The following is a 23049-nucleotide window of genomic DNA, read 5'->3' as shown; positions in this document are numbered from 1 at the left end:
ACTCCAGTTTATCCCGCGCATTTCTCCTACGGCGAACTATGCTTGTAGAATCAAAAAAGCTTAATGAGAATCATCTGAACCGTGCAATGGTTCATTGCGAAGGACCTTCATAATTAGGACGTTAGTCTAATTCATTGACTTAACTGTGCGTGTTGAACTAGGGCGATCCGCTTATCAGGCGCCGAAGGCGCAGGCAGCTCCGTTTCAACAATTCCGATAACGACAACAGACGCATAAAACTAGGGGAGCACATAATGACAAATAAACAGGTTTATCCGGTTACTCCGGAATTTGCCAAACAGACCCTGATTAACCGCGAGCAGTACGATGAGATGTACCGCCAATCCATTGCCGACCCCGATACCTTTTGGGGTGAGCAGGGTAAGCGCCTGGAGTGGATCAAGCCGTTTTCCAAGGTAAAAAATAGCACCTACGATTACGATAAACTGTCGATCAAATGGTTTGAGGACGGCACTCTGAACGCCGCTGCCAATTGTCTTGACCGCCATATCGAGAAGCGTGGCGATCAGACTGCCATTATTTTCGAAGGCGACGACCCATCCGATTCCCACCATGTTACCTACCGGGAACTGCACGCTGAGACCAGTAAGTTCGCCAACGTTCTGAAGACTCTCGGTGTCAAGAAGGGTGATGTGGTCACCATTTACATGCCGATGATTGTCGAAACGGCAGTTGCGATGCTGGCCTGTGCCCGCATCGGTGCGATTCACTCCGTCGTGTTTGGCGGTTTCTCGCCGGAGGCCCTGGGCGCACGGATAGAAAATGGTAAATCGAAGTTCGTCGTCACCGCTGATGAGGGCCTTCGTGGTGGCAGAAAAGTCCCGCTCAAGAAGAATGTCGACCTGGCGCTGTCCAGTGGCAAAGTCCCGGATGTAGCCAAGGTAGTGGTTGTAACACGCACCGGTGGCGATGTGCCCTGGGATGCCAAACGCGACGTGCGGTTTGAGGACTTGATGAAAACCGCCTCTGCCGAGTGTCCGGCTGAGCCCATGAATGCCGAAGATCCTCTGTTCATGCTGTACACCTCCGGCTCTACCGGCGCCCCCAAGGGTGTATTGCATACGACCGCTGGTTATTTGCTGTATACCGCGATGACCCACGAATATATCTTCGATTATCACGAGGGTGACGTGTACTGGTGCACCGCGGACTTTGGCTGGGTGACCGGCCACAGTTACATCCTGTATGGCCCGCTGGCGAATGGAGCGGTAACTGTGTTGTTCGAGGGCGTGCCGAACTATCCGGACACCTCCCGGATGGGGCAGGTGGTCGACAAGCATAAAGTCAATATCCTCTACACTGCACCTACCGCTATTCGCGCGCTGATGGCCGAAGGTGAATCCTGCATGGAGGGTACTACCCGAGAAAGTCTGCGTCTGCTGGGCTCGGTGGGTGAACCCATCAATCCCGAAGCCTGGGAGTGGTACCACCGGGTTATCGGTAATGGCAAATGCCCGATTGTAGATACCTGGTGGCAGACCGAGACCGGCGGTATTCTTATATCCCCGATGCCCGGTGCCGTTGATCTGAAGCCAGGCTCTGCAACCTTGCCGTTCTTCGGAATCCAGCCTGCCATCGTCGATGCAGACGGCAATATCCTGGAAGGCGCCTGTGAGGGCAATCTGGTTATCCGCGACAGCTGGCCCGGTCAGATGCGGACGATCTATGGAGATCATGAACGTTTCAGACAGACCTATTTCAGCGCCTATAAAGGTATGTATTTCACCGGTGACGGTGTCCGCCGGGATGAGGATGGTTATTACTGGATTACCGGTCGGGTTGACGACGTCCTGAACGTTTCAGGCCACCGTCTCGGAACAGCGGAAGTAGAAAGTGCGCTGGTTGCCCACAGCAAGGTGGCTGAAGCCGCTGTTGTCGGCTTCCCCCATGACATCAAAGGTCAGGGCATCTATGTCTACGTTACTCTGGTGCATGGGGAAGATCCGAGCGATGAACTCAAAAAAGAGCTGATTCAATGGGTGCGCAAAGAGATCGGGCCAATCGCATCGCCGGATGTTATCCAGTGGGCGCCTGGTTTGCCAAAAACCCGTTCGGGCAAGATCATGCGGCGTATCCTGCGTAAGATTGCAGCGAACGAACACGATCAGTTGGGCGATACCTCCACTTTGGCTGATCCGGGTGTTGTCGACGAACTCATCAAGCATCGCGCCGATAAATAGCGTATAAAGTCACCAAAGATCACTTTGCAAGGAATTGGTTGAATGGCGCAACACATTATCATCGCTGACGATCACCCGTTGTTTCGTGCTGCATTAAGGCAAGCGGTGAATCAGGCAGTGCCGGAGGCTCTTACGGTTGAAGTGGAGAGCATCAAAGCATTGCAGGAAGCGGTGGATGCGCACCCGGACGCAGATCTGGTTTTGCTGGATCTGAATATGCCGGGTGCTCATGGATTCTCGGGGCTGGTGTTTATGCGAGGCCAGTATCCCGGGTTGCCTGTGGTTGTGGTCTCAGGCTCCGAAGAGTTGCAGGTGATGCGTCGCTCGATAGATTATGGGGCGTCCGGGTTCATTCCGAAGTCGGCGCCGCTACCAACCATTACCCAGGCGATCCAGGATGTGCTGGGTGGTGATGTCTGGCTACCGGAAGGTGTGGCAGAACGAATCGAGCGCTTGCAGGGTGACACCACTGACTTCTCCGAAAAACTGGCATCACTTACCCCCCAGCAGTTCCGGGTGTTGGGTATGCTGGCGGAAGGACTTCTGAACAAACAGATCGCCTACGATCTGGAAGTGTCTGAGGCAACCATCAAAGCCCATATTACAGCAGTATTTCGCAAGCTTGGCGTCCGCAACCGAACCCAGGCTGTGATCGCAATCCAGCAAATGGAAATAGATCCTTCCGATACGTCGTTGTCAGGTAGTTAGGAGTTAATCAGAGGCTCCTTAGCGCACTTTGATCTGGTGAGTCCGCTTACTTTGCTACTCATCAATAGCTGCTTTCCAGAGCTTATTCCAGCCTTGCTTTCCCAGTTTCTCCAGCGCTGCAATATTCGCTTCGTAGATGGCGTCGGTGTCCTCCATGCTGTCGACAGCTCTTTCTATGCTGCTTTCCCGGAGTAGATGCAGTATCGGATAGGGCGAGCGGTTGGTGTAGTTTTCCAGGTCGTCAGGCTCGGTGCCTGCAAACTGGTAGCAGGGGTGAAAGCTGGCAATCTGCAGGGTTCCCTCAAGGCCGAGTAACTCGACCGCATGGTTTGCGGTCTGCAGGAAGTCATTGAAATCCTCGAAATCCAATAACACCTCCGGATGGATCAGCAGCGTCGTCTCAACAATCTCTGCCCGCTTAGCCAGCAGGGAAGTGAGAGCCGCAGTCAGATCTTCCAGCAATGCCTCCTGAGTCAGAGCTTCAGAAACTTCAAAGTGGACCTGTCCTTTCAGGTAAGGCGCTCTGGCGAAGGGGCAAAGGTTAAGTCCGATAACGGCTTTTTCCAGCCAAAGCTGTGTGGCGGCGATAATTTGCTGGGAATCTATGGTCATAACGGGCGCTCGGTAGCAGGCGTGGCCGGATCATATAGGCTTGGGTGCTGAATGTCTTTTCTGACCTTCATCAAAAATTTATCGAAATGCCATTGCCCTGTCACACCTGTTTCTGTAAATTCAGCTTACAAATGTACGCTGAAATTTATAGGTGAGTGATGAACGCTGCTGTTAAACCTTATTATTTAGGGCTGGTGAGTTATGGAAATCCGGACGAGCGTGCGCTACGCGAGCGTATGCGTAAGGAGCTGCCAGCCGATACCTTTCAGACTCAAAGCTGGCGGGCGATCTGGTTTTTACCCCTTCAACTGGTGATCTGGGGTGGTATTGCGACCATCCTAACGGCGGGTTTGCCCTGGTATGCCAATCTGCTCATCGGTTTGGCGGTCGGGCATACCATTGGTTCCCAGGCTTTGCTTGCCCACGAGGTGTTGCATGGTTCCCTGGGTATGAGCAAACGCTGGCAGAACTTCTTCGGGTGGCTGGGGTTCGGCCCGATGATCGTGCCGCCGGAATTCTGGCGTAAATGGCACAACGTCGTTCACCACGGCCACACGAATATGGGGGATTCGGATCCTGACAGTTTTGGAACGCTGCGCCGTTACAAGGTAGACCCGAAACAGAAGAAATTCACCAAACTGGCACCGGGTTCGCGTACTTGGTATAGCTACCTGTTCCTGACTTATTCTTTCAGTTTTCATGCCCAGTTGGTGCTGTGGTTCCAGGCCAAACGCCGCAAACAGTTCAAAGGTATGAAGCGTCGTAAAGCCATCATTCAGAGTGCGCTTTGCGTGGCTGCCTGGCTGGCTCTGGCAGTGTTTTCCGGGCCGCTGGCGCTGTTCACCGTGGTGGTTCCTTTTATGGTGGCCAATGCGCTGGGCCAGGGCTACATATTGACCAACCACTTTTTGCGGCCGCAGACAGCCACCAATAACCCGCTGGATAACTCCATGAGCGTGCGTACGTTACCCGTTCTTGACCGCTTACATTATCGATTCAGTCATCACATCGAACACCACTTCTTCCCCAAAATGGCCTCCAATAAGGCGCCCCGGGTCAGGGCCTGGCTCGAGCAGAATTACGCAGATCGTTATATCGCGCCTTCGCACTGGAAAGCGATCAAGCTACTTTATTCCACCCCAAGGGTATACAAATCCGCTACCGTGCTGGTCGATCCGAATCATCCGGAGCGGGAATTCGACCTGTTGCCTTTGCAGCAAGAAATGAGCGCAGCTGCGCGGCGGAATTAAGAGCGGAAGAAAAAACCGCCCGCTATCTCCAAGATCGCGGGCGTTTTCATCGGGGCGGGGAGGTTATTCGGCGGTGATAAATTCCAGGCGTCCCGGCGCAACCCGTATATCCATGGGTACGATGCCCAGCAAGCGTTGACCGAAGTCATTTTCATCCAGCCGATAAACCGGCACGGTTTCCAGCATTTGCGCTACCGCTCGCATGAGAGTATCAGCGACTGGCTTGAGCTCACCTTTGAAGTAGGGGGAGTCAATCCGGCTGTCCAGCAGCTTCAAACGGCGCAGGTATACCGCCTTCTCCTCGCTGTCATAAATTGGCGCGCCCTCCAGTTTGAGGATGATATCCACCGGAATTCGCGTCATTAACGCATTCAGGGATACCTGGCCCGTCAGGTCCAGTACCGCTACATCCCGGCCATCGGGTCCCAGGGTGATATCGGCATGGCTCATTGAAACACCCAGAGGTGAACCAGCCCGCATCTGTTGGCGATCAAAGTCCTCGATGGCCGTCTGTAAATGGCCCTCCAGAGCGCCTTCACTGATGGAGTAGGGGGACAGTGAGGCGCAGCCACTGAAAAACAATGCTGCCGTTAAAGGCAAGATAAAAAGGCGTTTCATCGTCGGAACTCCGTTTAAAGACCTGTATCCTGAGACACCGGTCGGCTTAGGGCAAGTGCGTATTTATTTAATAGCCAGACGGGACACTGACAGGAGCAGGCATGCAAAAGCTGACAAAGGCGCTGGCCCGCAAGTTTCGCGGTGTAGCATTCGATCTTGACGGTACTCTGGTCAATTCAGATCTGGATTTTCGTGCCATCCGGAGCGATCTCGGGTTTCCTGAGGGCGTCGGTGTACTGGAACACATGGCCACGCTTACTGACGAGTATCAGCGGAAAAAAGCCCACAAAATACTGCATCGCCATGAAATGGCGGGTGCCGAGCGGGCGACCTGGATGCCAGGTGCGGAGAGCCTGCTCGAAGCGTTGAACAATGCCGGTGTGCCGATGGCAATTTTAACCCGTAATAGCCGTTCTGCAGTGCGAGCCACCTGCAGAACATTGGATATTCCGGTCGGGCGCATCCTGACCCGGGAGGACTGCGCTCCGAAGCCAAGCCCGGAAGGCTTGCTAAAAATTGCCCGGCATTTTGACCTGCCAGTGGAACGGATGCTGTATGTGGGAGATTTTATCGATGACCTCACTGCCGCTCGCCGGGCAGGCATGGCGGGCTGTCTGTACCGAACCGACCGTAACCGGAGACTGGCCCCGGAAGCACGCTTCGTGATTGATCATTTCAAGGAGTTGCGGGTGTTGCTCAGGTAATGGGTGGGGTGGGGTCTATTCGTTCTCGGCTGTCGCGGTGACCCGCAGTTGCCGATCCTCTTCAAACACTGCGTGAATCAGAATCGGCTGGCAACAGACCTGGCAATCCTCAACATATTCCTGATCTTCCGCTGAAGGGTCGACGCTGATTTCCAGCGTCTCCCAACAGTAGGGGCATTGGATGGTGGCGGATTCCAGGGCAGACATCGCGTCAGAACTGCTGCTTTGCCATCCAGGGAATGATTCTGTCGAATGCATCCTCGATGGTTTCGCAAGGCGCTGAAAAGCTGAATCGCAGGGCATTGGCGGTGTGCTCGCCAAACGCATCCCCGGGTACCACGCAGACGCCGGTTTCTTTGAGCATGCGCAGGGCGAGGTCGGAACCGTCAACGTGCATGGGCAGATTAGGGAACGAGAAAAAAGCGCCTCCCGGATGATAACCGGCCAGATGAGGTGTCCGGTTGATCAACTCGACGATCTTGTCCCGGCGCTCCCGGTAGATGTTGACCATGTCGGTGATGCATTGCTGGTCACCCGTCAGCGCGGCGACACCCGCATATTGTGAGGGGGTGTTGGCCACCGAAGTGGTAAACATATGAAAACGCCGCAGCGACTTGATGGTGGCCTGGCTGGAGATAATCCAGCCTATCCGCAAGCCTGCCATGCTGAAGGTCTTGGAGAAGCTACTGATACACATGATGTTGTCGAGATCGACGCTACATCGCAGCACGCTGGCGTATTCGTCCTCATCGAAAATCAGGTGGTCGTACACCTCGTCACTGTATATCTGGATACCGCGATAAGCGCACTCTTCAACAATGGTCTCAATGGTGCTGCGAGGATAGACGGCACCGGTAGGATTGTTGGGTGAGTTCAGGATCACCGCGAAGGTTCGCGCCCCCATGGCTTTGATCACTTCATCAGGATCCAGTTGGTGGTTGTCCTCAATCCGGGTTGGCACGTATTTGACCTCCCCGCCATTCATCCGGATCAAAGGTGCATAAAGCAAAAACGAAGGGTCTGTCACGATAAACTGACGGCCTGGCGCAGAGGTCGCCGCAATCGCAAGATACATGGCCTCGGTGGCGCCGCTGGTGACCAGGATGTTATCGCGGGTCAACTTGCGGTCATAGCGCTTGCTGTAATAATCCCTCAGGGCGACCAACAGCTCCGGCAGACCGGCGTCCATGGTGTAGCCGGTCTGGCCAGCATTAAGTGCGTCGATATAGGCATCGATAATGTGCTTGGGTGTTGGCAGGTCTGGCTGACCGATAGACAGGTGAATCACGTCTTTCATGGTAGCTGCAAGGTTGACCATCCGACGAATGCCCGGTACCGGGATAGCCTGCATGGCAGGGTGCCAGCGAGCCTTGGTCTTACGATATTTAACCTTGCGCGGCTCGGTCTGTCCGCTGGTTTTCGCGGCGTCTGGCATGTGCACCTCCTGAGGGCATAGAAGCAATTTTCTTCCTGCAGGTTAGTGCTTAATGAGGGGGCCGACAAGGCCTGAATCACAGTGTTTTTTCAATTTCATTTCAAACCATGGTTTCTTGGCCATAACGCGCATTTGACCGCTTTGAAACGAGGCACCAGACTACAGGAATCCAGAGGTTGTAACCTCGCCCCAGACCAGAGAGAGACCGCTATGAATCGCCCGGATAAGCAGATCGTCGTCACCGTCCTGACCGCACCCGGCGAGCCGGAGCCGCCAGGTTTGGACGCGCTTCGGGCAAGAGCGGAGGTGCGTTTTGCGTCGGATGAGCAGACCCTGCGGGACACCTTACCGGGCACCCACGTCTTGATGGTGACGGATTTTCGCACCGAAGCGTTGGTAGCAGCATGGCCGACCGCTGACAAACTGGAGTGGATTCATGCCACCAGTGCCGGAGTTGATGCCCTGATGTTCCCGGAATTGATTGATGGCCCGGTAAAGGTCACCAATGCCCGGGGCATATTCGACCGCACGATTGCCGAATATGTTCTGTGCACCATCCTGATGTTCGCCAAGGATTTCCCGCATTCTATCCGATTACAACTTGAGCACCGCTGGCAGCACCGTGATACCGAGCGAGCGGAAGACAAGCAGGTTCTGGTTGTGGGAGCGGGTTCCATCGGACGACAGATTGCGCGACTAGTGCGGGCAGTGGGGATGATCCCCCACGGTATTGCCCGCACGGCCCGCAAGGAAGACCCGGATTTTGTAGCGGTTCATGGCAATGACCAGCTTTATGAGCAGCTGGGTCAGGCCGATTATGTGGTAATCGCTGCACCTTTGACCCCCCAGACTGAAGGTCTTTTTGATGCGACGGCGTTTGAAGCCATGAAAAACACCGCGCGGGTGATCAATATCGGACGCGGCCCGGTTGTGAATACTGACGACCTGTTGGAAGCCCTCAACTACCATGTGATTGCCGGGGCAGCACTGGACGTCTTTGAGGAAGAGCCCTTGCCTGCGGATCATCCACTCTGGGCCATGGAAAACGTCATCATGACAGCCCATATGTCTGGTGATTTTATTGGCTGGCGGCGTGCGCTGACCGATCAGTTCCTGGAGAATTTTGATCGCTGGCATCGGGGCGACGAGCTGTTCAATTCCGTTAATAAGGCGCTGGGTTACGCTGGATAATTTTCTAGATAGCTTTCTGGATAACTTTACGGATGGGGCAGGCCGCCCGGAGAGGGCGGCCTTTCAGGTGTTCACTTCAATCTGGCAATAATGGCATCACCGATTGCACGGGTGTCTCTCCGGGCGGAGCCGTTCGCTGCCAAATCTGCCGCCACCGCATTAAAGAGAACCTGTCCCGCTGCTTTCAGTCGTTCATTGCTGCGGCCCAGCCACTCCAGCATACGGGCAGTGGTGAACAGCATGGCGGTAGGGTCGGCCAGGCCCTGGCCCGCAATATCGGGGGCGCTACCATGGGTTGGCTCAAACATGGAGGGCATATCCGGGTTGTCCGGGTTGAGGTTGCAGGAAGGTGCTACTCCCATGCCACCGGATAACACGGCTGCCAGATCGGTCAGAATGTCGCCCTGAAGATTGCTGGCGACCACCACATCAAAATGCCACGGGCACTGAACGAATTTCATGCAGGCTGCGTCGACCAGCTCGTGATGGGTAGCGACGTCAGGGTACTCTTTTGCAATCTCTGCGAAGGCTTCGGAGTACATATCTCCCCAGTAGCGCAACGCATTGCGTTTGGTGACGATGCACACCTGGCTTTCGCAGGTCTTGCCATCAAGGGTTGAGAATGAGCGTTGTTTGCCTTCGGTTGCTCTGGCTTTTGCGCGCCTGCGGGCCTGCTCGAAACCGTACCGGATAATCCGGTCTGTGGCGCGACGGGTGAATACTTCCATCTGCGTCGCCACTTCATCGGCGGTGCCCTGCCGCAGGCGGCCACCCTGGCCGACATACTCGCCCTCACTGTTCTCGCGGATGACCAGCATATCAATATCTTTCGCGCGTTCATCTGCCAGAAACTGACGGGCGCCCGGAAGCAATCGTGCAGGACGTTCGCATACCCATTGGTCAAAGCCTTTGCGCATTTGCAGCAATGGCGCGAGCGATACGCTGTCCGCCAGCAGGTAACGGTCTGGGTCATCCATGGGGCCCGGATCACCCAGCGCTCCCAGAAGAATCGCGTCAAAGGTCTGAAGCTGCTGGAGAGCATCGTCCGGCATAACCTCGCCGTGCTGCTCATGCCAGGCGTGAGAGGGCCAGGGAAATCGGGTCCATTCCAGCGCCAGGCCGTGGTGTTCGCGAAGTGTTTCCAGGCATCGAATAGCTTCGGCGACAACTTCGGGGCCAATACCATCACCGGGGGTTACTGCGATTCGGGTAGTCTCGGGCATGGAATGCGCCTCCTGAATGAATTGAGTAGGCTCACAGATTGTCGGATTACCTTTCTACACGCAAGCCATAGGCTTCTTTACACTGTGATTGATTCGTTACAAAGTACGTCTGTATTGACCAAAGGAAGTTGCAAACCGGTGCTCATAAGAGCGTTCTGGCGGTGCTATCGTATAGGCAAGTATTTTTGTGCTTTTGGAGATAAGCGTCAGTGAGTAATTTCGAAAAATTGTTCGATCAAAGCCAATGCGAGCAGTGTGCCTGTGGCGACGGTTTGGATTTTCAGTTCAGTTTTGCATTTCAACCCATCGTGGATGTGACAGATCGCTCCGTCTACGCGTATGAGGCGTTGGTCCGTGGATTGGGAGGCGAAAGCGCCTGGAGTATTCTGTCCCGGGTAACGTCTGAGAATCGCTATTCCTTTGACCAGATTTGCCGGGTCAAGGCAGTCAAACTGGCGTCACGGCTGGGCATGCAGTGCCGTCTGAGCATTAACTTCATGCCCAACGCCGTTTACAAAGCAGAGTACTGTATCCGGACCACCCTGGCAGCAGCCAAAACCTACGATTTCGATACTAGCAAAATCATCTTCGAGTTTTTGGAGTCTGAGGATCTGCAGGCATCCACCGATCACATTACGTCCATTATCAAGGCTTACCGTGAAATGGGGTTTCAGACCTCAATGGATGATTTCGGCGCGGGTTATTCACGCCTCAACATTATGGTCGCCAGTCCGCCGGATCTTTTGAAACTGGATATGGCCCTGGTTCGTAATATTGATGCCGAACCCAATAAGCAGGCGGTGGTGAACGGTATTATTACCATGATGAATGAATTGGGTGGCCGGATCGTTGCAGAAGGTGTAGAAACCGAGGAAGAGTATCGTTGGTTGAGATCCCGGGGCATTACCCTGTATCAAGGTTATCTGTTTGCCAGGCCTGGCTTTGAAACTTTGCCTGAACCCTGGTTTCCGGAGTATCCAGCCTGAATTCCCCTGTTGTAAACCGGGAGTAAGTATCACGTGTTCTATCGGATAGTGACATTGGCTGGCGGTATCGTATTCGTCGTCCTGCTTTTCTTGTTGATCCTGTTGTTTTGCCGCAAATTTCTCGCGCATCACGGAGTCGTTGAAAACCTGTCGGACCGCGCCATGGTGCTGGCTACCTGGACCTTTGCGGGAGTGAGCCTCGGGTTGGTGTTCGCGGTAGTAGGGGCGTTTGTACTGGGCCCCTGGGCATTTTACCGAACCTTACGCCCCTTTGATTTGCCTGTCTCCGGAGGCGCGGCTATCTGGTGGGGCTTTGGTATTGTGAGTAGTGCTCTTGCAATCACCCTCGCTGCCTTTGCAGCATTTCTTTATGCTGTGGGTGCACTCTGACGTCTGCGGGCTGTATCTTCAGGCGCTCGCGCCTGTCTGCCTGTCTCATGTCGTTCACTGTCAGCCCCCGGCGACAGCGTGTAACTGGTCCCGGAACCAGATCAGCGCCGGTTCTTTCTCGTAAGGTTTATGCCAATACAAATGCACGTCGATACCCGGCAGCTCCGCTGGTGGCGTCATGATATCCACTCGGGCATGTTTGGAAATAATCCGGGCATAGGTTTCCGGCATGGTCAGTAGCAGGTTGGTATTCTCCACCACGCGACAGGCGGCGTAATAATGCTGGCAACGTAAACGAATCTTTCGTTGTACCCCCATTCGCGACAACTCGAAATCCTCGATGCCCGGGCCTTCCGCCCTCGACGACACCAACACATGCTGGGCGTGAAGATACTCGTCCATCGTTAATGCGCGCGCTTGTTCCCCGTCCGCCAAAGCTTTTGCGATCACCACCAATCTGTCCTTACGAAGCAATTCGTGAGAGGTCTGAGTGCTGATTGGCAGCAGTACGTCAACCGCGAAATCCAGTTTGCCAGCCGCAAGCATCGTCTCCATGTCGCGCCTGGCGATGCGCTGACTGACTATCTCGATATCAGGGTACGGGTCCAGTCGAGGCATCAATTGCGGCAGAAAGGTCGATTCCAGAATATCCCGCAAAGCGAGGGAGTAGGTTTTCCGCTGGTTGGCGGGATCAAATGCGTGGAACTGGTTTACTGCGCTCTGGATCTGGGTCAGGCCCGGCCGCATCGATTCGGCAAAGCGACGGGCCAAAGGCGTGGGTACCATCTGATTGCCCTGGCGGGTAAACAGGGGGTCATCAAAGTGTTCCCGCAACCGTGCGAGGGAGTGACTCACCGCTGGCTGCGTCAGGTGTAGTGCATGGGCTGCGCGGGTCAGGCTACCCTCCCGGAAAATCGTATCAAATACGTGCAGCAGATTAAGATCAAGGCGGTTCAGCGCCATCGTGAAGCTCGCTTGGCAATAAGTAGACCTAATGATAAACGATAAGAATAATTCAGTCGCGTAATAGAGAGGGCGTCTTTAGACTGAATTCCATATCAGAACGACAACCGCCGGGGACAACTGTCATGGATTTTACCTTCTCTGAGAAAGGCCAGGATTATCTCAACCGCGTTAAAACCTTTATGCAGGAGGAAATCTTCCCCATCGAGGAGCAGTATCACAAGGATCTGATGGCCCAGGACAACCGCTGGGTAGTTCTGCCGATCATCAGGGAACTCAAGAAAAAGGCCAAAACCCAAGGCTTGTGGAACATGTTCTTCCCGGATGAAAAACACGGCTGCGGCCTTCTCAATTCAGACTATGCGCTGATTGCAGAGGAAACCGGCCGTAGCTTTATCGCACCGGAAATCTTCAATTGCAACGCGCCAGACACCGGCAACATGGAAGTGCTGATCCACTATGGCTCGGAAGAACAGAAAGCTGAATGGTTGCCCCGCCTGCAAAGCGGTGAGGTGCGCTCAGCCTTCTGCATGACGGAGCCTGCGGTAGCCTCATCGGACGCCACAAATATGGAAGCTACAGCCACTGTTGAAGGCGATGATGTGATACTTAATGGTCGCAAATGGTGGAGCACCGGCGTCGGACACCCCGATTGCAAGGTGGCCATTTTCATGGGCCTGACGGACCCGCACGGCCACAAACATCGCCGCCACTCCATGGTGTTGGTGCCGATGGATACACCGGGCGTTAAAGTGGAGCGTATGCTGCCAGTATTCGGTGCTTACGATGAGCCCTACGGACATGGTGTGGTTGCGTTCGACAATGTACGCCTGCCGAAAACTGCTTTTATTGCGGGCCCCGGCCGCGGTTTCGAAATCGCCCAGGGCCGCCTTGGGCCGGGTCGCGTACACCACTGCATGAGAGCGATTGGTGCAGCAGAGCGTACTCTCGAATTGATGATCAAGCGCGCTACGACGCGCGAGGCATTTGGTCGCCCGATTGCGAAGCTGGGTGGTAATCCGGATATTATTGCTAATGCACGGATGGCTATCGAGCAGGCTCGTTTGTTGACGTTGAAGTGTGCATGGGCGCTGGACACTAAGGGCATTGCAGGTGCACTGCAGGAAGTGTCGATGATCAAGGCGGTTATCCCCAAAATGCTCCAGCAGATCGTCGACGACGCGATTCAGATCCACGGTGGTGCGGGTGTCAGCGATGACGACTTCCCGCTGACTCAGCTGTTTGCCTATGCCCGAGTTCTGCGTCTTGCCGATGGTCCGGATGAGGTTCATCGTGGGATGGTGGCTCGGCTTGAGTTGGCTAAATACCGAAACTGATGTTTGGGTGCCTGTAATTTTTAAAGCGTGGCCTCGCGATGAGGTGCCTGGAGACGGCGGGAAGGTGTTTCAGAAACACGCTCAAGCACATCCATGTGGCGCTTGGGCTCCGCCATCCATGGCTCCGCACAGTTTCTGAATCACCTTCCCGCCGTCTCCTGAGGACTTTCGGAGTTGGCCTGGGTGTTGAAAACCGAATATCGAGTACTGAATACCGGGTACCGAGAACAGCTTATTGGAAAGTGGATCGGCTGATTGAAATGTTCGGGGCCGGCGGTGGGGAGTCCTTCTGAAACCCTGCGGAGCCATGGATGGCGGAGCGGAGCGTACAAGGATGTATTCACAGCGTGTTTCAGAAGGACTCCCCATTGGCGGCTCTGGCACCAGATTCAAAATCACCAAAACCAGCGGAAGACAACGATGACACAAAGAGTATTTATAACCGGCGGGGCCAGTGGCCTCGGTCGGGCGATTGCGTTGAAGTATGCCAACGAAGGCGCCAAAGTCTGTATCGGTGACATTAACCCGGAGCAGGGGGCTCTGGTTGAGCAGGAGATCATCACTGCCGGGGGCGAAGGCTATTTTGTCGAATGTGATGTACGCCGGTTGACCGATCTCGAGAAAATCTGCAAAGACCTGACCAGCAAATGGGGTGGAGTGGACGTTGTCGTCAACAACGCCGGCGTTGCCTCCGCAGGTTCCATTGAAGATACCACCATGGCCGACTGGGAATGGATCATGGATATCAATGTGCTGGGTGTGGTTCGTGGTTGCAAGGCGTTTACGCCGCAGTTCAAGAAACAGGGCTCCGGCGTCTTCGTGAATATCGCCTCGATGGCAGGTTTGATGCTTGCGCCGCTGATGGACAGCTACAATGTATCCAAGGCCGGTGTGATTGCGCTCTCGGAAACCCTCAGCCAAGAGCTGAGAGACTCCGGTATTCACGTCAGCTGTGTGTGTCCGGCGTTTTTTCAGACCAACCTGACCAGCAGCATGCGGTCGGATATTCCCGGCATCCAGCAGAATGTCAACAAACTGATGAAGCGCTCCAGTATCTCTGCCGAAGATGTTGCCGGAGACATTGTACGCGCAGTGAAGAAAGGCGATTTCTGGGTTCTTCCCCATGTTAAAGAACGACGGATGTGGATGCTTAAACGCCATGCGCCCAAGGCATTTGACTGGTTGATGCATCAGGAAAGCAAACGCTGGATGAAAAAAATGGGTGGTGGGGCCTGAGTTGCTCTGATCCATTGAACAGAATCACCAAAAGGAGAGTCCGTAATGACTCAGATAGACCAGGCTGTTGATATCCGTGAAGGGGAGGAGCTGGATGCCCTCGCGGTTGATCAGTTCATGAAGCAGGCAATGCCAGGCCTCCCCGGCGAGGCCTCCATCCGTCAGTATCCTGGTGGTGCTTCCAACCTGACCTATCAGGTCGATTACGGTAACCAGTCATTCGTATTGCGGCGGCCCCCGGTTGGCAAAATCGCCAAATCAGCCCACGATATGCTGCGCGAAGCGCGGGTGATGAAAGCGCTCAAGCCGGTTTATCCCTACGTGCCAGAGATTATTGCAATATGTGATGATCACGAGGTTCTTGGGTGCGATTTTTACGTCATGGAACGGCTTCAGGGCATCATTCTGCGCCAGGATTTCCCCAGGGATTTTGAGCTGAATGAGCGCGATACCCGCAAGCTTTGCCTCAATGTGATCGACAAGCTGGTTGATCTTCACCGGGTGGACGCTAAAGTAGCGGGCCTTGACCATCTTGGTAAAGGACCAGGGTATGTGCAGCGCCAGATTGGTGGCTGGAGCGACCGCTTTCGCAAAGCGCGCACGGAGGATGTGGGTGATTTTGAAGCGGTGATGAGCTGGCTGAATGAGAAAATGCCGGAGGACGTTGCCCAGTGCGTTATCCACAATGATTTCCGCTTCGATAATGTAGTGCTCAGGCAGGATAATCCCTTTGAAGTGATCGGTGTGCTCGACTGGGAAATGGCCACCATTGGTGACCCCCTGATGGACCTGGGTAACAGCCTGGCCTACTGGGTCCAGGAGGATGACGACGGACCTTTCCAGATGCTCCGGCGTCAGCCAACCCATCAGCCAGGTATGCTGAGCCGGGAAGAGGTGATCGCATACTATCTTGAGCAGTCCGGACTGCAGGTTGAGCGTTTTGATTACTATGAAATTTACGGGCTTTTCAGGCTCGCGGCGATTCTCCAGCAGATTTACTACCGCTATTTCCATGGTCAGACAAAAGATAAACGTTTTGCCGCGTTTGGACACGCCGTCCAGTACCTGGAGAAACGGTGTCTGAAACGGGTAGAGGCAAGTGATTTATAATGGCTAGTCTTTATCTGATTCGACACGGCCAGGCCAGTTTCGGCAAAGCCAATTACGACGAGCTTTCCGAACGTGGCTGGGAGCAAGGTCGGGTGCTGGGGCGATGGCTATCCGGCAAGGTAACGCCGGGCGTTGTGGTGGGGGGCAACCTTCAGCGTCATCGGGAAACCGTGGAGGCGATGGCCAGTGGTTTCGCCGGGCAATTACCCGGCATGCAATCGATGATGGGCTTCAATGAGTTTGACCATACTGAGGTGATAGAGCGATTCCGGCCCGAGTGGGCGGATCGTGCGGTTATGACAAGGGATCTGTCGGCTTTCCCCAAACCTGCCAGGGCATTTCAGGAAGCCTTCGTGATGGCTGTCGAACGTTGGGCCGGTGGCCGTAATGATCGTGAATACACGATCACCTGGTCGCAGTTCAAGACACGAGTTCTGGCTGCCATGGAGGAGCTGATCGAGTTTGCGGACGGCGCCGATGTATTGATTTCCACTTCCGGTGGCCCGATCTCTGTGATGGTTCAGGACCTCCTGAATCTCGATGACCGTAAAACTCTTCAGCTCAATGAGGTTATAGCCAATACCAGCGTGACCCGTGTGCTGTACTCCGGTGGCCGCCGGAGTCTGTCCGGATTCAATAATTACAGTCACCTGGAAGCAGAAGATCCTGCACTGGTGACATTCCGCTGACAGGTACATTTTTTACTAGGGAGCTTGGCCAGCAGAAAATTCGCGTCAACGCCTTGCTGCCCGTTACGCTCACTGAACTGTGGTCGTGGAACCCGGCGCCTGGGTCAGGGCGGTTCCTACCGGCGGGCTGTAATAAAGCGAGTAGAGCACCCGGTCCAGCAGGGCCTGGCCATTCCAGGCCGGGGAATGGTTGACCATCCCCACAACTACCCAGGTAGTCTGGGACTTGTCCCTGGTGAAACCCGCAATCGAGCGGACATCTTCCAGATAACCGGTTTTAATCCGACCTTCGCCTTCAAGAGCGGTGTTCCGCAGTCGCCGGATCATGGTTCCGTCCATCGCGATCAAAGGCATAGACGCCATCAGATCCGCTGAAAACTGACTGTTCCACGCGCTTTGCAGTATTTGCGCAGTTTGCCTTGCGGTAATGCGCTCGTATCGGGAGAGGCCTGCGCCATTGTCGATCACCATGCCCCGCGTGTTGATGCCTTTCGCCGCCAGCCAGTTATATATTGCGCGAATACCGGACACTCGGTCATCTTCCTCGCCCTCAATCCGGTTTTCGGCGCCTATGGTCAGCAACAGTTGCCGGGCCATGACGTTACTGCTCCACTTGTTGATATCGCGCACGACGGTGACCAGATCCGGTGAGGTGGACCGCATCATCAGGCGGGCATCGTCAGGGGTGGCTTCGAATCGATTGGTACCGGTCAAGACGCCGCCCATCTCGCGCCAGAGGCTGCGGATCAGCGCCGCACTGTATTGGCGGTGTGGCATCAATGAAAGATAGGACGAGGTGCGGCAACCCTGGGGTAGCGCTCCGGTTACGCGAACGGTGATACTGTCGTCTTCATGGAAGAACGGCTGCCATTCAAACCCACGGCGAGCCGGGCAGGGTGCTGCGGCAGTGGCGGTTACCCGGTTATCGATCCGGATGTTAGCAAGGGCTGGCGTACTCCAGGCCTGGGTGCCGCGTTCATCGGCACGAACTTCAAAATGCAGCAGGTTGAGGTTGGTCAGGTAAGCAGAGGGTTCGACCAGGAAGGGCGCGAATGGGTTGTTGCCATTGTCGTCAAATACCGGCAGGCCCTCGGGCAGACGGAAATAGCTACCATCGAGTACCAGATCTCCTTCGATTCTATCCAGACCCATGGCGCGTAATTCCCGGATGACGCTCCACATACGTTCGATGGTCAGTTTGGGGTCCCCACCCAGCTTGACGTAAAGATTTCCTTTAAGCGTGCTGCCTGAGAGCACGCCGTCGGTGTAAAAGCGGGTTTCCCAACGATGAGTGGGCCCCAGTATTTCCAGTGCTGCGTAGGTGGTAACGAGTTTCATGATAGAGCCAGGGTTCATCAACTCATCAGCGTTGATGTACTGTTCGATGCCGGGGCCATTCATGGGAATGGCCGCAACACTCAGACCCTTCTCGTCAGTCAGGGATTTATTGGCGTAAGAGGCGACCTTACCACTCCACGTGCTCGGTGATTTGGTGCCATCCGTATCATCCGCTGAAGCGATCGACGGTATCCCCGCGATACAGGCGAGTAGCAAAAGCCTGCGAACGCATCGGGATGAGGACGTCGAAACCGACGCTGTAACGCGACAAAACATAAAAGGCCATCCGAGAGAGCGAAAAAGGTGCGTTAACGATAGCCCATATTCTGCCCCCAGACTATGGGGATAGCCTCTACATGACGTTAAAAAATGCCAGTAGGGGCATTGTTTGTACTGCAGTTTTGTCACCGCCTGTAAGTGGTCCCGTTAAGCAAGCGCTGAATGTGGTCTTTCTGTTCAGGCATTGTTACCTGTCACTTGTTAAAGTGTTATTCAGGGCGAGCTCAGGGGCCTTATCTGGAAGACCCCGATACTGGTGGATTAAAGGGAGGCGATATGAAGGTCCGGCTATCCAGACGTCATTTTCTCGCGGGTATGGCGGCCACAGGGCTCAGCTTGCGGGTGCCTGCTTTGCTGGCCAACACACCATCGGAGGTCCTGACCCGCGCGATTCCGTCCACGGGAGAGTCGTTGCCGTTGATCGGCATGGGTACCTGGCGCACGTTTAATGTGGGTGGCGACCAGAAACTGATGGCCCAGCGCACAGAGGTGTTGAAGACATTTTTTGACCTCGGCGGCACCTTGGTCGATTCATCACCCATGTACGGCTCTGCCGATGCTGTGATGGGGCAGGCTCTGACAGCTTTGGCCGCCCGGGACCGTGTGTTTGCAGCCACCAAGATATGGACCGGTGACGAAGGGGCCACCCGCGAACAGGCGGAGAGGTCGCGCCGCAAATGGCAAGTGCCACATTTCGATTTGTTGCAGGTCCACAACCTGCTGGGCTGGGAAGGGCACCTGGAAACCCTCAAAGCCATGAAAGCCGAGGGTGACGTACGATATATCGGCATCACTACCTCCCACGGCCGTCGTCACCGGGATTTTGAGCGTTTGATGGAAAGCGAGCCGCTGGATTTTGTTCAGCTCACCTACAATCTGCTCGATCGCGAAGTGGAAGAACGGCTCTTGCCCCTTGCGCGTGAGCGCGGCATCGCAGTCATCGTGAACCGACCGTTCCAGGGCGGTAGTCTGTTCAGACGCTTTGATTCAGAGCCTTTGCCGCCTTGGGCAGCAGAGGTTGGCTGTAAAAACTGGGCGGAGTTTTTCCTGAAGTATGTGGTGTCTCACCCCTCCGTTACCTGCGTGATTCCGGCAACCAGCCGTGTTGACCATATGCGCGAGAATATGGGCGTGCTGCACGGCCAGTTGCCGGATAGTTCCCAGCGGGAACGTATGGCCCGATACGTGCGCAACCTTTAAGGCAGAGGGAGGCATCGTCTGTGGACTGGTCGAGCTATTCGTTGGCAGATTTCCTAATGTTTGGTCCTGACGTTTTTTTGAGACTTTATGTCCGCACTAACCAGGATATCTGGCCATGGCCGTTGCTGGCTGTCGTGCTCTCGGTAGTCCTGGCATGGCTGCTCACCCAGAGGCAGGCCTGGGCGAAGCGGGCTGTGTTAGCGCTGTTGGGGGTGGCCTGGGCCTGGAGCGGGGCAGTGTTCATGCTCCAGTACTACGGTCCGATTAACTCCCCAGTGGTTTATTTTGGTTGGGGGTTTATTGCCCAGGGAGCCTTACTTGGATTAATTGCTCCGACATGGCGTCCAATGTCATACCGCCGCATCAGAGGCTGGGACTGGCGCATTGCACTGGTATGGCTGGCCACCGTGGCAGCATTGCCCTGGCTGGTTGTAATGGAATCCGGTGAGTGGCGAGCGCTTGCGCTGTTCGCCATCACTCCGGATCTGACTGTGCTGGCGTCGCTACCCTGTCTGCTCATGCTACCCCGCAAGCTTCGCGGTTTTCTGTTATTTTTGCCTGCCCTATGGGCTATTTTCAGCGCGCTCACGTTATGGACACTCGGCATGACGACATTGATGATTATACCGCTGGCGGCACTGGTTTTGATGCCCTTCGCTATTTTCCTGAATCGACGCTAGACATCATGTCCAGATATTAGTTATTCACCCCGTACCATAGGAGTTAATCCCACTTTGGTGAAAATGAGGGGTTTGCTATACGCTCGCCCCGGTCGAGCCTGTCAATGTCGGCGATTTCTTCCTCGCTAAGCCGGATTTTGAGAGCTGCCAGGTTGGCTTTCTGGTGTTTCGAGCGCGTTGAGGAAGGAATCGGGATCACACCACGAGACGCCACCCAGGCGATCGCTATTTGAGCGGGCGAGGCGTTATGGGCCGCACCGATGCGTATCAGCGTTTCATCCTCCATAACTTTCCCGACCGCCAGTGGCATATAGCCTGTTACAGGAATACCGAGCTTCTGGGCGTGTTCCACCACCTTTCGATTGGCCAGGAACGGGTGCACTTCAATCTGGTTGGTGAAGATTGGCGTGTCACCCAGAATGCCTTTAGCCTCATCCATTTGCGCACAGGTGAAGTTGGACAGGCCGATGTGATGGGTCAGGCCTTCTCGCTGGGCGTCTTTTAAAGCGCCAAGATAGTCAGCCATAGGTACCTGATCATTCGGGGAAGGCCAATGAATTAATGTCAGGTCGACATGATCAGTTTTCAGGCGGTCGAGGCTTTCGTGGAGACTGTTGATCAGCTCGCTGCCCGCCAGGCGGTCGTGCCATATTTTAGTAGTGAGGAATATTCCGCGGCGAGGGATGCCACTGGAGGTAATGCCATCACCCACTTCCGCTTCGTTTTCGTACATCTGGGCGGTATCAATATGACGATAGCCCAGAGAAAGTGCACTCTTGACGGCATCCCGAGCCAGATCACCCTTCAGTCTGAAGGTGCCCATTCCGATATCAGGAAGTGTTTCAAACGACATTTTATACTCCTCCTACCTTACTTGCAGAATTGCACAAAGGACGGCTTAAACTAGTGTCCCGTCTGGTTAATTCGTAGTAGGTCAACGAATTAACCAGACGGGACACTAGTCTATAAGGTGGTGGTTCGGCGGACGTTCTTCAAGCATCCGGGGTGAAAGTTTCTCCACCTGATGTGCCCGTGTCACTCTTCACCACTTTGCTGGCTGATTTAACCTATCGCCGTTGCCAGCAACCCACTAAGCTGAGGGTTGATTCAGGAGCTATTCCACGGCTTCGCAATTTATCGATCACCGGCAAGGGAGTGAATGCACATGTTAAGCGCTCAGTACGATAAACGCGGGCGTACTGACCCTCGTCCGGAGAATGACCCATGCTGACAGGCCAATGTTTGTGCGGTGGTGTCCGTTTTGAGTATCCGGGGCCTTTGGGGCCCATTGCCTTATGCCATTGTGGCCAGTGTCGGCGCGCTCATGGCAGTGCCTTCTCAGCCAGTGCGCCGGTGCAGAAACTGCACTTTCGATTCACGGCCGGAGAAGAGCTGATCCGGGAGTTCGAATCCAGGCCCGGGAAGTATCGGGCGTTTTGCGCTGAATGTGGCAGCCCGCTCTACAGCCGGGTTGACGCTATTCCGGGTATCCTCCGGCTTCGCATTGGGGTAGTCAACGAAGCCCTGGGTAAACAGCCAGCGTCCCATGTGTTTGTGGGGTCCAAGGCTGACTGGTACACCATCAGTGACGATGTTCCTCAGTACGATAAGCTGGAGCGCACCAACGACCCCAACTGAAGTGATCAGGGGCGCATTTGGAAGCGTGCCCAGGGGAACTTGTACGGATCAGGGTGTCGTCGGGTGTAGCCGGATAACCTCACCGTTAGACCCGTCTGTCAGCAGCCACAGGCTGCCGTCAGGTCCCATCCGGACATCCCGGATACGTTTACCGAAATCCTCCAGCAGGTCTTCCTCCTCTGTCACTTCGCCGTTTTCGATGCTGAGTCGCACCAGCTTCTGCATCTTCAGAGCCCCCACAAACAGGTCTCCCTGCCAGGCCGGGAAGTCTTCGCCAGTATAGAACGCCATGCCGGACGGCGCGATGGATGGGTCCCAGTAATGCAGGGGCTGGGCCATACCGTCCTGTTCGGTCTTATCAGTGATAGGCATGCCGCTGTAGTCGATGCCGTAGGTGATTTCGGGCCAGCCGTAATTAGTGCCCGCGCGAATGATGTTAATCTCGTCGCCGCCCCGTGGCCCGTGCTCGTGGCTCCAGACTTCGCCAGTCTCCGGGTGCACTGTCATACCCTGGATATTGCGGTTGCCATAGGTATAGAAAGTGTCCTGCACGGAGCTATCGTTGATGAAGGGGTTGCCTGGCGCTGGTGAGCCGTCAATGGTTAGCCGGTGTACGCCGCCGGCGTCATCGCCGGTATCCTGTGCACGTTCCATTTCACCCCGGTCTCCGACGCTGACATACAGATTTTGCTCCGCGTCAAAAACCATCCGTCCGGCGAAATGCTGGCCGGTGTCAGAACGTGGCTCGGCCTCGAAGATCACTTCAACGTTGCTCAGTTTGCCGTCGTGATATTCGGCCCGGGCGACTCGGGTGGTCATTCCAGCAGACGTTTGGTGAGCGTAACTTAACATCAGCAGCCGGTTATCGGTGAAGTCCGGGTGCAGGACGATATCCAGCAAGCCACCCTGGCCTGCGACTACGAGATCGGGCACGCCGGTGACCGGCTTTTCAACGAGTTCACCGTCGCGGATGAGCCGAAGACGGCCAGCGCGCTCGGTGACCAGCTGGTCACCGTTGGGCAGGAAGGCCAGCGCCCATGGGTGTTCGAGCCCTTCAGCAACACTGTCGAGCTGGAACTCGTGGTCTGATGAGCGGAACGTTTGTGCCGTCACCACCAGTGGGGTGCACACCAGAATCAGGGAAGCCAAGTTACCCAGACGCGCCGGAATGATAGCCATACGGATTATCCTCATTTGTCGTCAATGTCTTACATGAATACGCAAAGACTTCATGAACCAACAGCAAAATCTTACCTCTACA

The 23049-nt window shown here is 55.1% G+C and carries 23 protein-coding genes; 14 read left to right on the top strand and 9 right to left on the bottom strand.

Features of this window, described 5'->3' with window-relative positions; genetic code table 11:
• Positions 1–254: 254 nt before the first annotated feature.
• Both acs and WEB64_RS11280 read left to right on the top strand, forming a co-directional pair.
• Entirely contained in the window at positions 255–2201 is a 1947-nt protein-coding gene (gene acs, locus WEB64_RS11285) for an acetate--CoA ligase (protein ID WP_368061346.1), read from the top strand.
• A 42-nt stretch (positions 2202–2243) separates the two neighbouring features.
• On the top strand, positions 2244–2909 hold the full coding sequence (locus WEB64_RS11280; RefSeq protein WP_368061347.1) for a response regulator: 666 nt from the start codon (positions 2244–2246) through the stop codon (positions 2907–2909).
• A gap of 54 nt (positions 2910–2963) precedes the next feature.
• Here the strand turns inward: WEB64_RS11280 and WEB64_RS11275 are convergent, their stop codons facing one another.
• Entirely contained in the window at positions 2964–3521 is a 558-nt protein-coding gene (locus WEB64_RS11275) for a DUF1415 domain-containing protein (protein WP_368061348.1), read from the bottom strand.
• 158 nt (positions 3522–3679) lie between these two features.
• On the opposite strand from WEB64_RS11275, the gene WEB64_RS11270 reads away from it, so the two are divergent.
• Positions 3680–4771: a fatty acid desaturase gene (locus tag WEB64_RS11270; protein ID WP_368061349.1), complete on the top strand. Its 1092-nt coding sequence runs from the start codon at positions 3680–3682 to the stop codon at positions 4769–4771.
• A 63-nt stretch (positions 4772–4834) separates the two neighbouring features.
• Here WEB64_RS11270 and WEB64_RS11265 read toward each other — a convergent pair whose 3' ends face one another.
• The gene (locus tag WEB64_RS11265; protein WP_368061350.1) at positions 4835–5389 is read right to left on the bottom strand and encodes a DUF1439 domain-containing protein; all 555 of its coding nucleotides are present in this window, start codon (positions 5387–5389) and stop codon (positions 4835–4837) included.
• 101 nt (positions 5390–5490) lie between these two features.
• Between WEB64_RS11265 and WEB64_RS11260 the strand changes: the two genes are divergently transcribed.
• The gene (locus WEB64_RS11260) at positions 5491–6093 is read left to right on the top strand and encodes an HAD family hydrolase (protein WP_368061351.1); all 603 of its coding nucleotides are present in this window, start codon (positions 5491–5493) and stop codon (positions 6091–6093) included.
• A gap of 15 nt (positions 6094–6108) precedes the next feature.
• Here WEB64_RS11260 and WEB64_RS11255 read toward each other — a convergent pair whose 3' ends face one another.
• Entirely contained in the window at positions 6109–6300 is a 192-nt protein-coding gene (locus tag WEB64_RS11255; protein WP_368061352.1) for a CPXCG motif-containing cysteine-rich protein, read from the bottom strand.
• Positions 6301–6304: 4 nt separating this feature from the next.
• Positions 6305–7528 (bottom strand): pyridoxal phosphate-dependent aminotransferase, encoded by a 1224-nt coding sequence (locus WEB64_RS11250; RefSeq protein ID WP_368061353.1) that lies wholly within the window; start codon positions 7526–7528, stop codon positions 6305–6307.
• Between the two features lie 210 nt (positions 7529–7738).
• Here WEB64_RS11250 and WEB64_RS11245 point away from each other — a divergent pair, with 210 nt between their 5' ends.
• Complete coding sequence (locus tag WEB64_RS11245) at positions 7739–8719, top strand: D-2-hydroxyacid dehydrogenase (RefSeq protein ID WP_368061354.1); 981 nt, start codon at positions 7739–7741, stop codon at positions 8717–8719.
• 71 nt (positions 8720–8790) lie between these two features.
• On the opposite strand, the gene WEB64_RS11240 is transcribed toward WEB64_RS11245, so the two are convergent.
• A complete protein-coding gene (locus tag WEB64_RS11240) occupies positions 8791–9942 on the bottom strand; it encodes an isocitrate/isopropylmalate dehydrogenase family protein (RefSeq protein WP_368061355.1) in 1152 nt (383 codons plus the stop codon).
• A gap of 209 nt (positions 9943–10151) precedes the next feature.
• Between WEB64_RS11240 and WEB64_RS11235 the strand changes: the two genes are divergently transcribed.
• Both WEB64_RS11235 and WEB64_RS11230 read left to right on the top strand, forming a co-directional pair.
• Positions 10152–10928 carry an EAL domain-containing protein gene (locus WEB64_RS11235; RefSeq protein ID WP_368061356.1) on the top strand — a complete coding sequence of 259 codons (777 nt, stop codon included), beginning with the start codon at positions 10152–10154 and terminating at the stop codon, positions 10926–10928.
• Between the two features lie 33 nt (positions 10929–10961).
• Entirely contained in the window at positions 10962–11318 is a 357-nt protein-coding gene (locus WEB64_RS11230; RefSeq protein ID WP_368061357.1) for a hypothetical protein, read from the top strand.
• 60 nt (positions 11319–11378) lie between these two features.
• Here the strand turns inward: WEB64_RS11230 and WEB64_RS11225 are convergent, their stop codons facing one another.
• Complete coding sequence (locus WEB64_RS11225) at positions 11379–12281, bottom strand: LysR family transcriptional regulator (RefSeq protein ID WP_368061358.1); 903 nt, start codon at positions 12279–12281, stop codon at positions 11379–11381.
• 125 nt (positions 12282–12406) lie between these two features.
• On the opposite strand from WEB64_RS11225, the gene WEB64_RS11220 reads away from it, so the two are divergent.
• The 4 genes from WEB64_RS11220 (at position 12407) to WEB64_RS11205 (ending at position 16653) form a co-directional block, all read left to right on the top strand.
• Positions 12407–13618 (top strand): acyl-CoA dehydrogenase family protein, encoded by a 1212-nt coding sequence (locus WEB64_RS11220; RefSeq protein WP_368061359.1) that lies wholly within the window; start codon positions 12407–12409, stop codon positions 13616–13618.
• 420 nt (positions 13619–14038) lie between these two features.
• Positions 14039–14854, top strand: coding sequence for an SDR family oxidoreductase (locus WEB64_RS11215; protein WP_368061360.1), 816 nt, complete (start codon positions 14039–14041; stop codon positions 14852–14854).
• A gap of 45 nt (positions 14855–14899) precedes the next feature.
• Positions 14900–15964, top strand: a complete 1065-nt coding sequence (locus tag WEB64_RS11210) for a phosphotransferase family protein (RefSeq protein ID WP_368061361.1) — start codon at positions 14900–14902, stop codon at positions 15962–15964.
• Positions 15964–16653 (top strand): histidine phosphatase family protein, encoded by a 690-nt coding sequence (locus tag WEB64_RS11205; RefSeq protein WP_368061362.1) that lies wholly within the window; start codon positions 15964–15966, stop codon positions 16651–16653. The genes WEB64_RS11210 and WEB64_RS11205 overlap by 1 nt, the downstream gene beginning before the upstream one ends.
• A 69-nt stretch (positions 16654–16722) precedes the next feature.
• On the opposite strand, the gene dacB is transcribed toward WEB64_RS11205, so the two are convergent.
• Positions 16723–18267, bottom strand: a complete 1545-nt coding sequence (dacB, locus tag WEB64_RS11200) for a D-alanyl-D-alanine carboxypeptidase/D-alanyl-D-alanine-endopeptidase (RefSeq protein ID WP_368061363.1) — start codon at positions 18265–18267, stop codon at positions 16723–16725.
• A 279-nt stretch (positions 18268–18546) separates the two neighbouring features.
• Between dacB and WEB64_RS11195 the strand changes: the two genes are divergently transcribed.
• Both WEB64_RS11195 and WEB64_RS11190 read left to right on the top strand, forming a co-directional pair.
• Positions 18547–19470: an aldo/keto reductase gene (locus WEB64_RS11195; RefSeq protein ID WP_368061364.1), complete on the top strand. Its 924-nt coding sequence runs from the start codon at positions 18547–18549 to the stop codon at positions 19468–19470.
• 20 nt (positions 19471–19490) lie between these two features.
• Complete coding sequence (locus tag WEB64_RS11190; RefSeq protein WP_368061365.1) at positions 19491–20150, top strand: DUF6064 family protein; 660 nt, start codon at positions 19491–19493, stop codon at positions 20148–20150.
• A 43-nt stretch (positions 20151–20193) separates the two neighbouring features.
• Here WEB64_RS11190 and dkgB read toward each other — a convergent pair whose 3' ends face one another.
• Positions 20194–21003 (bottom strand): 2,5-didehydrogluconate reductase DkgB, encoded by an 810-nt coding sequence (dkgB, locus tag WEB64_RS11185; protein ID WP_368061366.1) that lies wholly within the window; start codon positions 21001–21003, stop codon positions 20194–20196.
• A 371-nt stretch (positions 21004–21374) separates the two neighbouring features.
• On the opposite strand from dkgB, the gene WEB64_RS11180 reads away from it, so the two are divergent.
• A complete protein-coding gene (locus WEB64_RS11180; RefSeq protein ID WP_368061367.1) occupies positions 21375–21788 on the top strand; it encodes a GFA family protein in 414 nt (137 codons plus the stop codon).
• Between the two features lie 48 nt (positions 21789–21836).
• Here the strand turns inward: WEB64_RS11180 and WEB64_RS11175 are convergent, their stop codons facing one another.
• Positions 21837–22967 (bottom strand): PQQ-dependent sugar dehydrogenase, encoded by a 1131-nt coding sequence (locus WEB64_RS11175; protein ID WP_368061368.1) that lies wholly within the window; start codon positions 22965–22967, stop codon positions 21837–21839.
• Between the last annotated feature and the right edge of the window lie 82 nt (positions 22968–23049).

It is taken from the genome of Marinobacter sp. (assembly GCF_040882185.1).
Classification (GTDB): Bacteria; Pseudomonadota; Gammaproteobacteria; order Pseudomonadales; family Oleiphilaceae; genus Marinobacter.
Note: the sequence above shows the minus strand (reverse complement) of the source record. Positions and strands in the feature narration are given on the sequence as shown.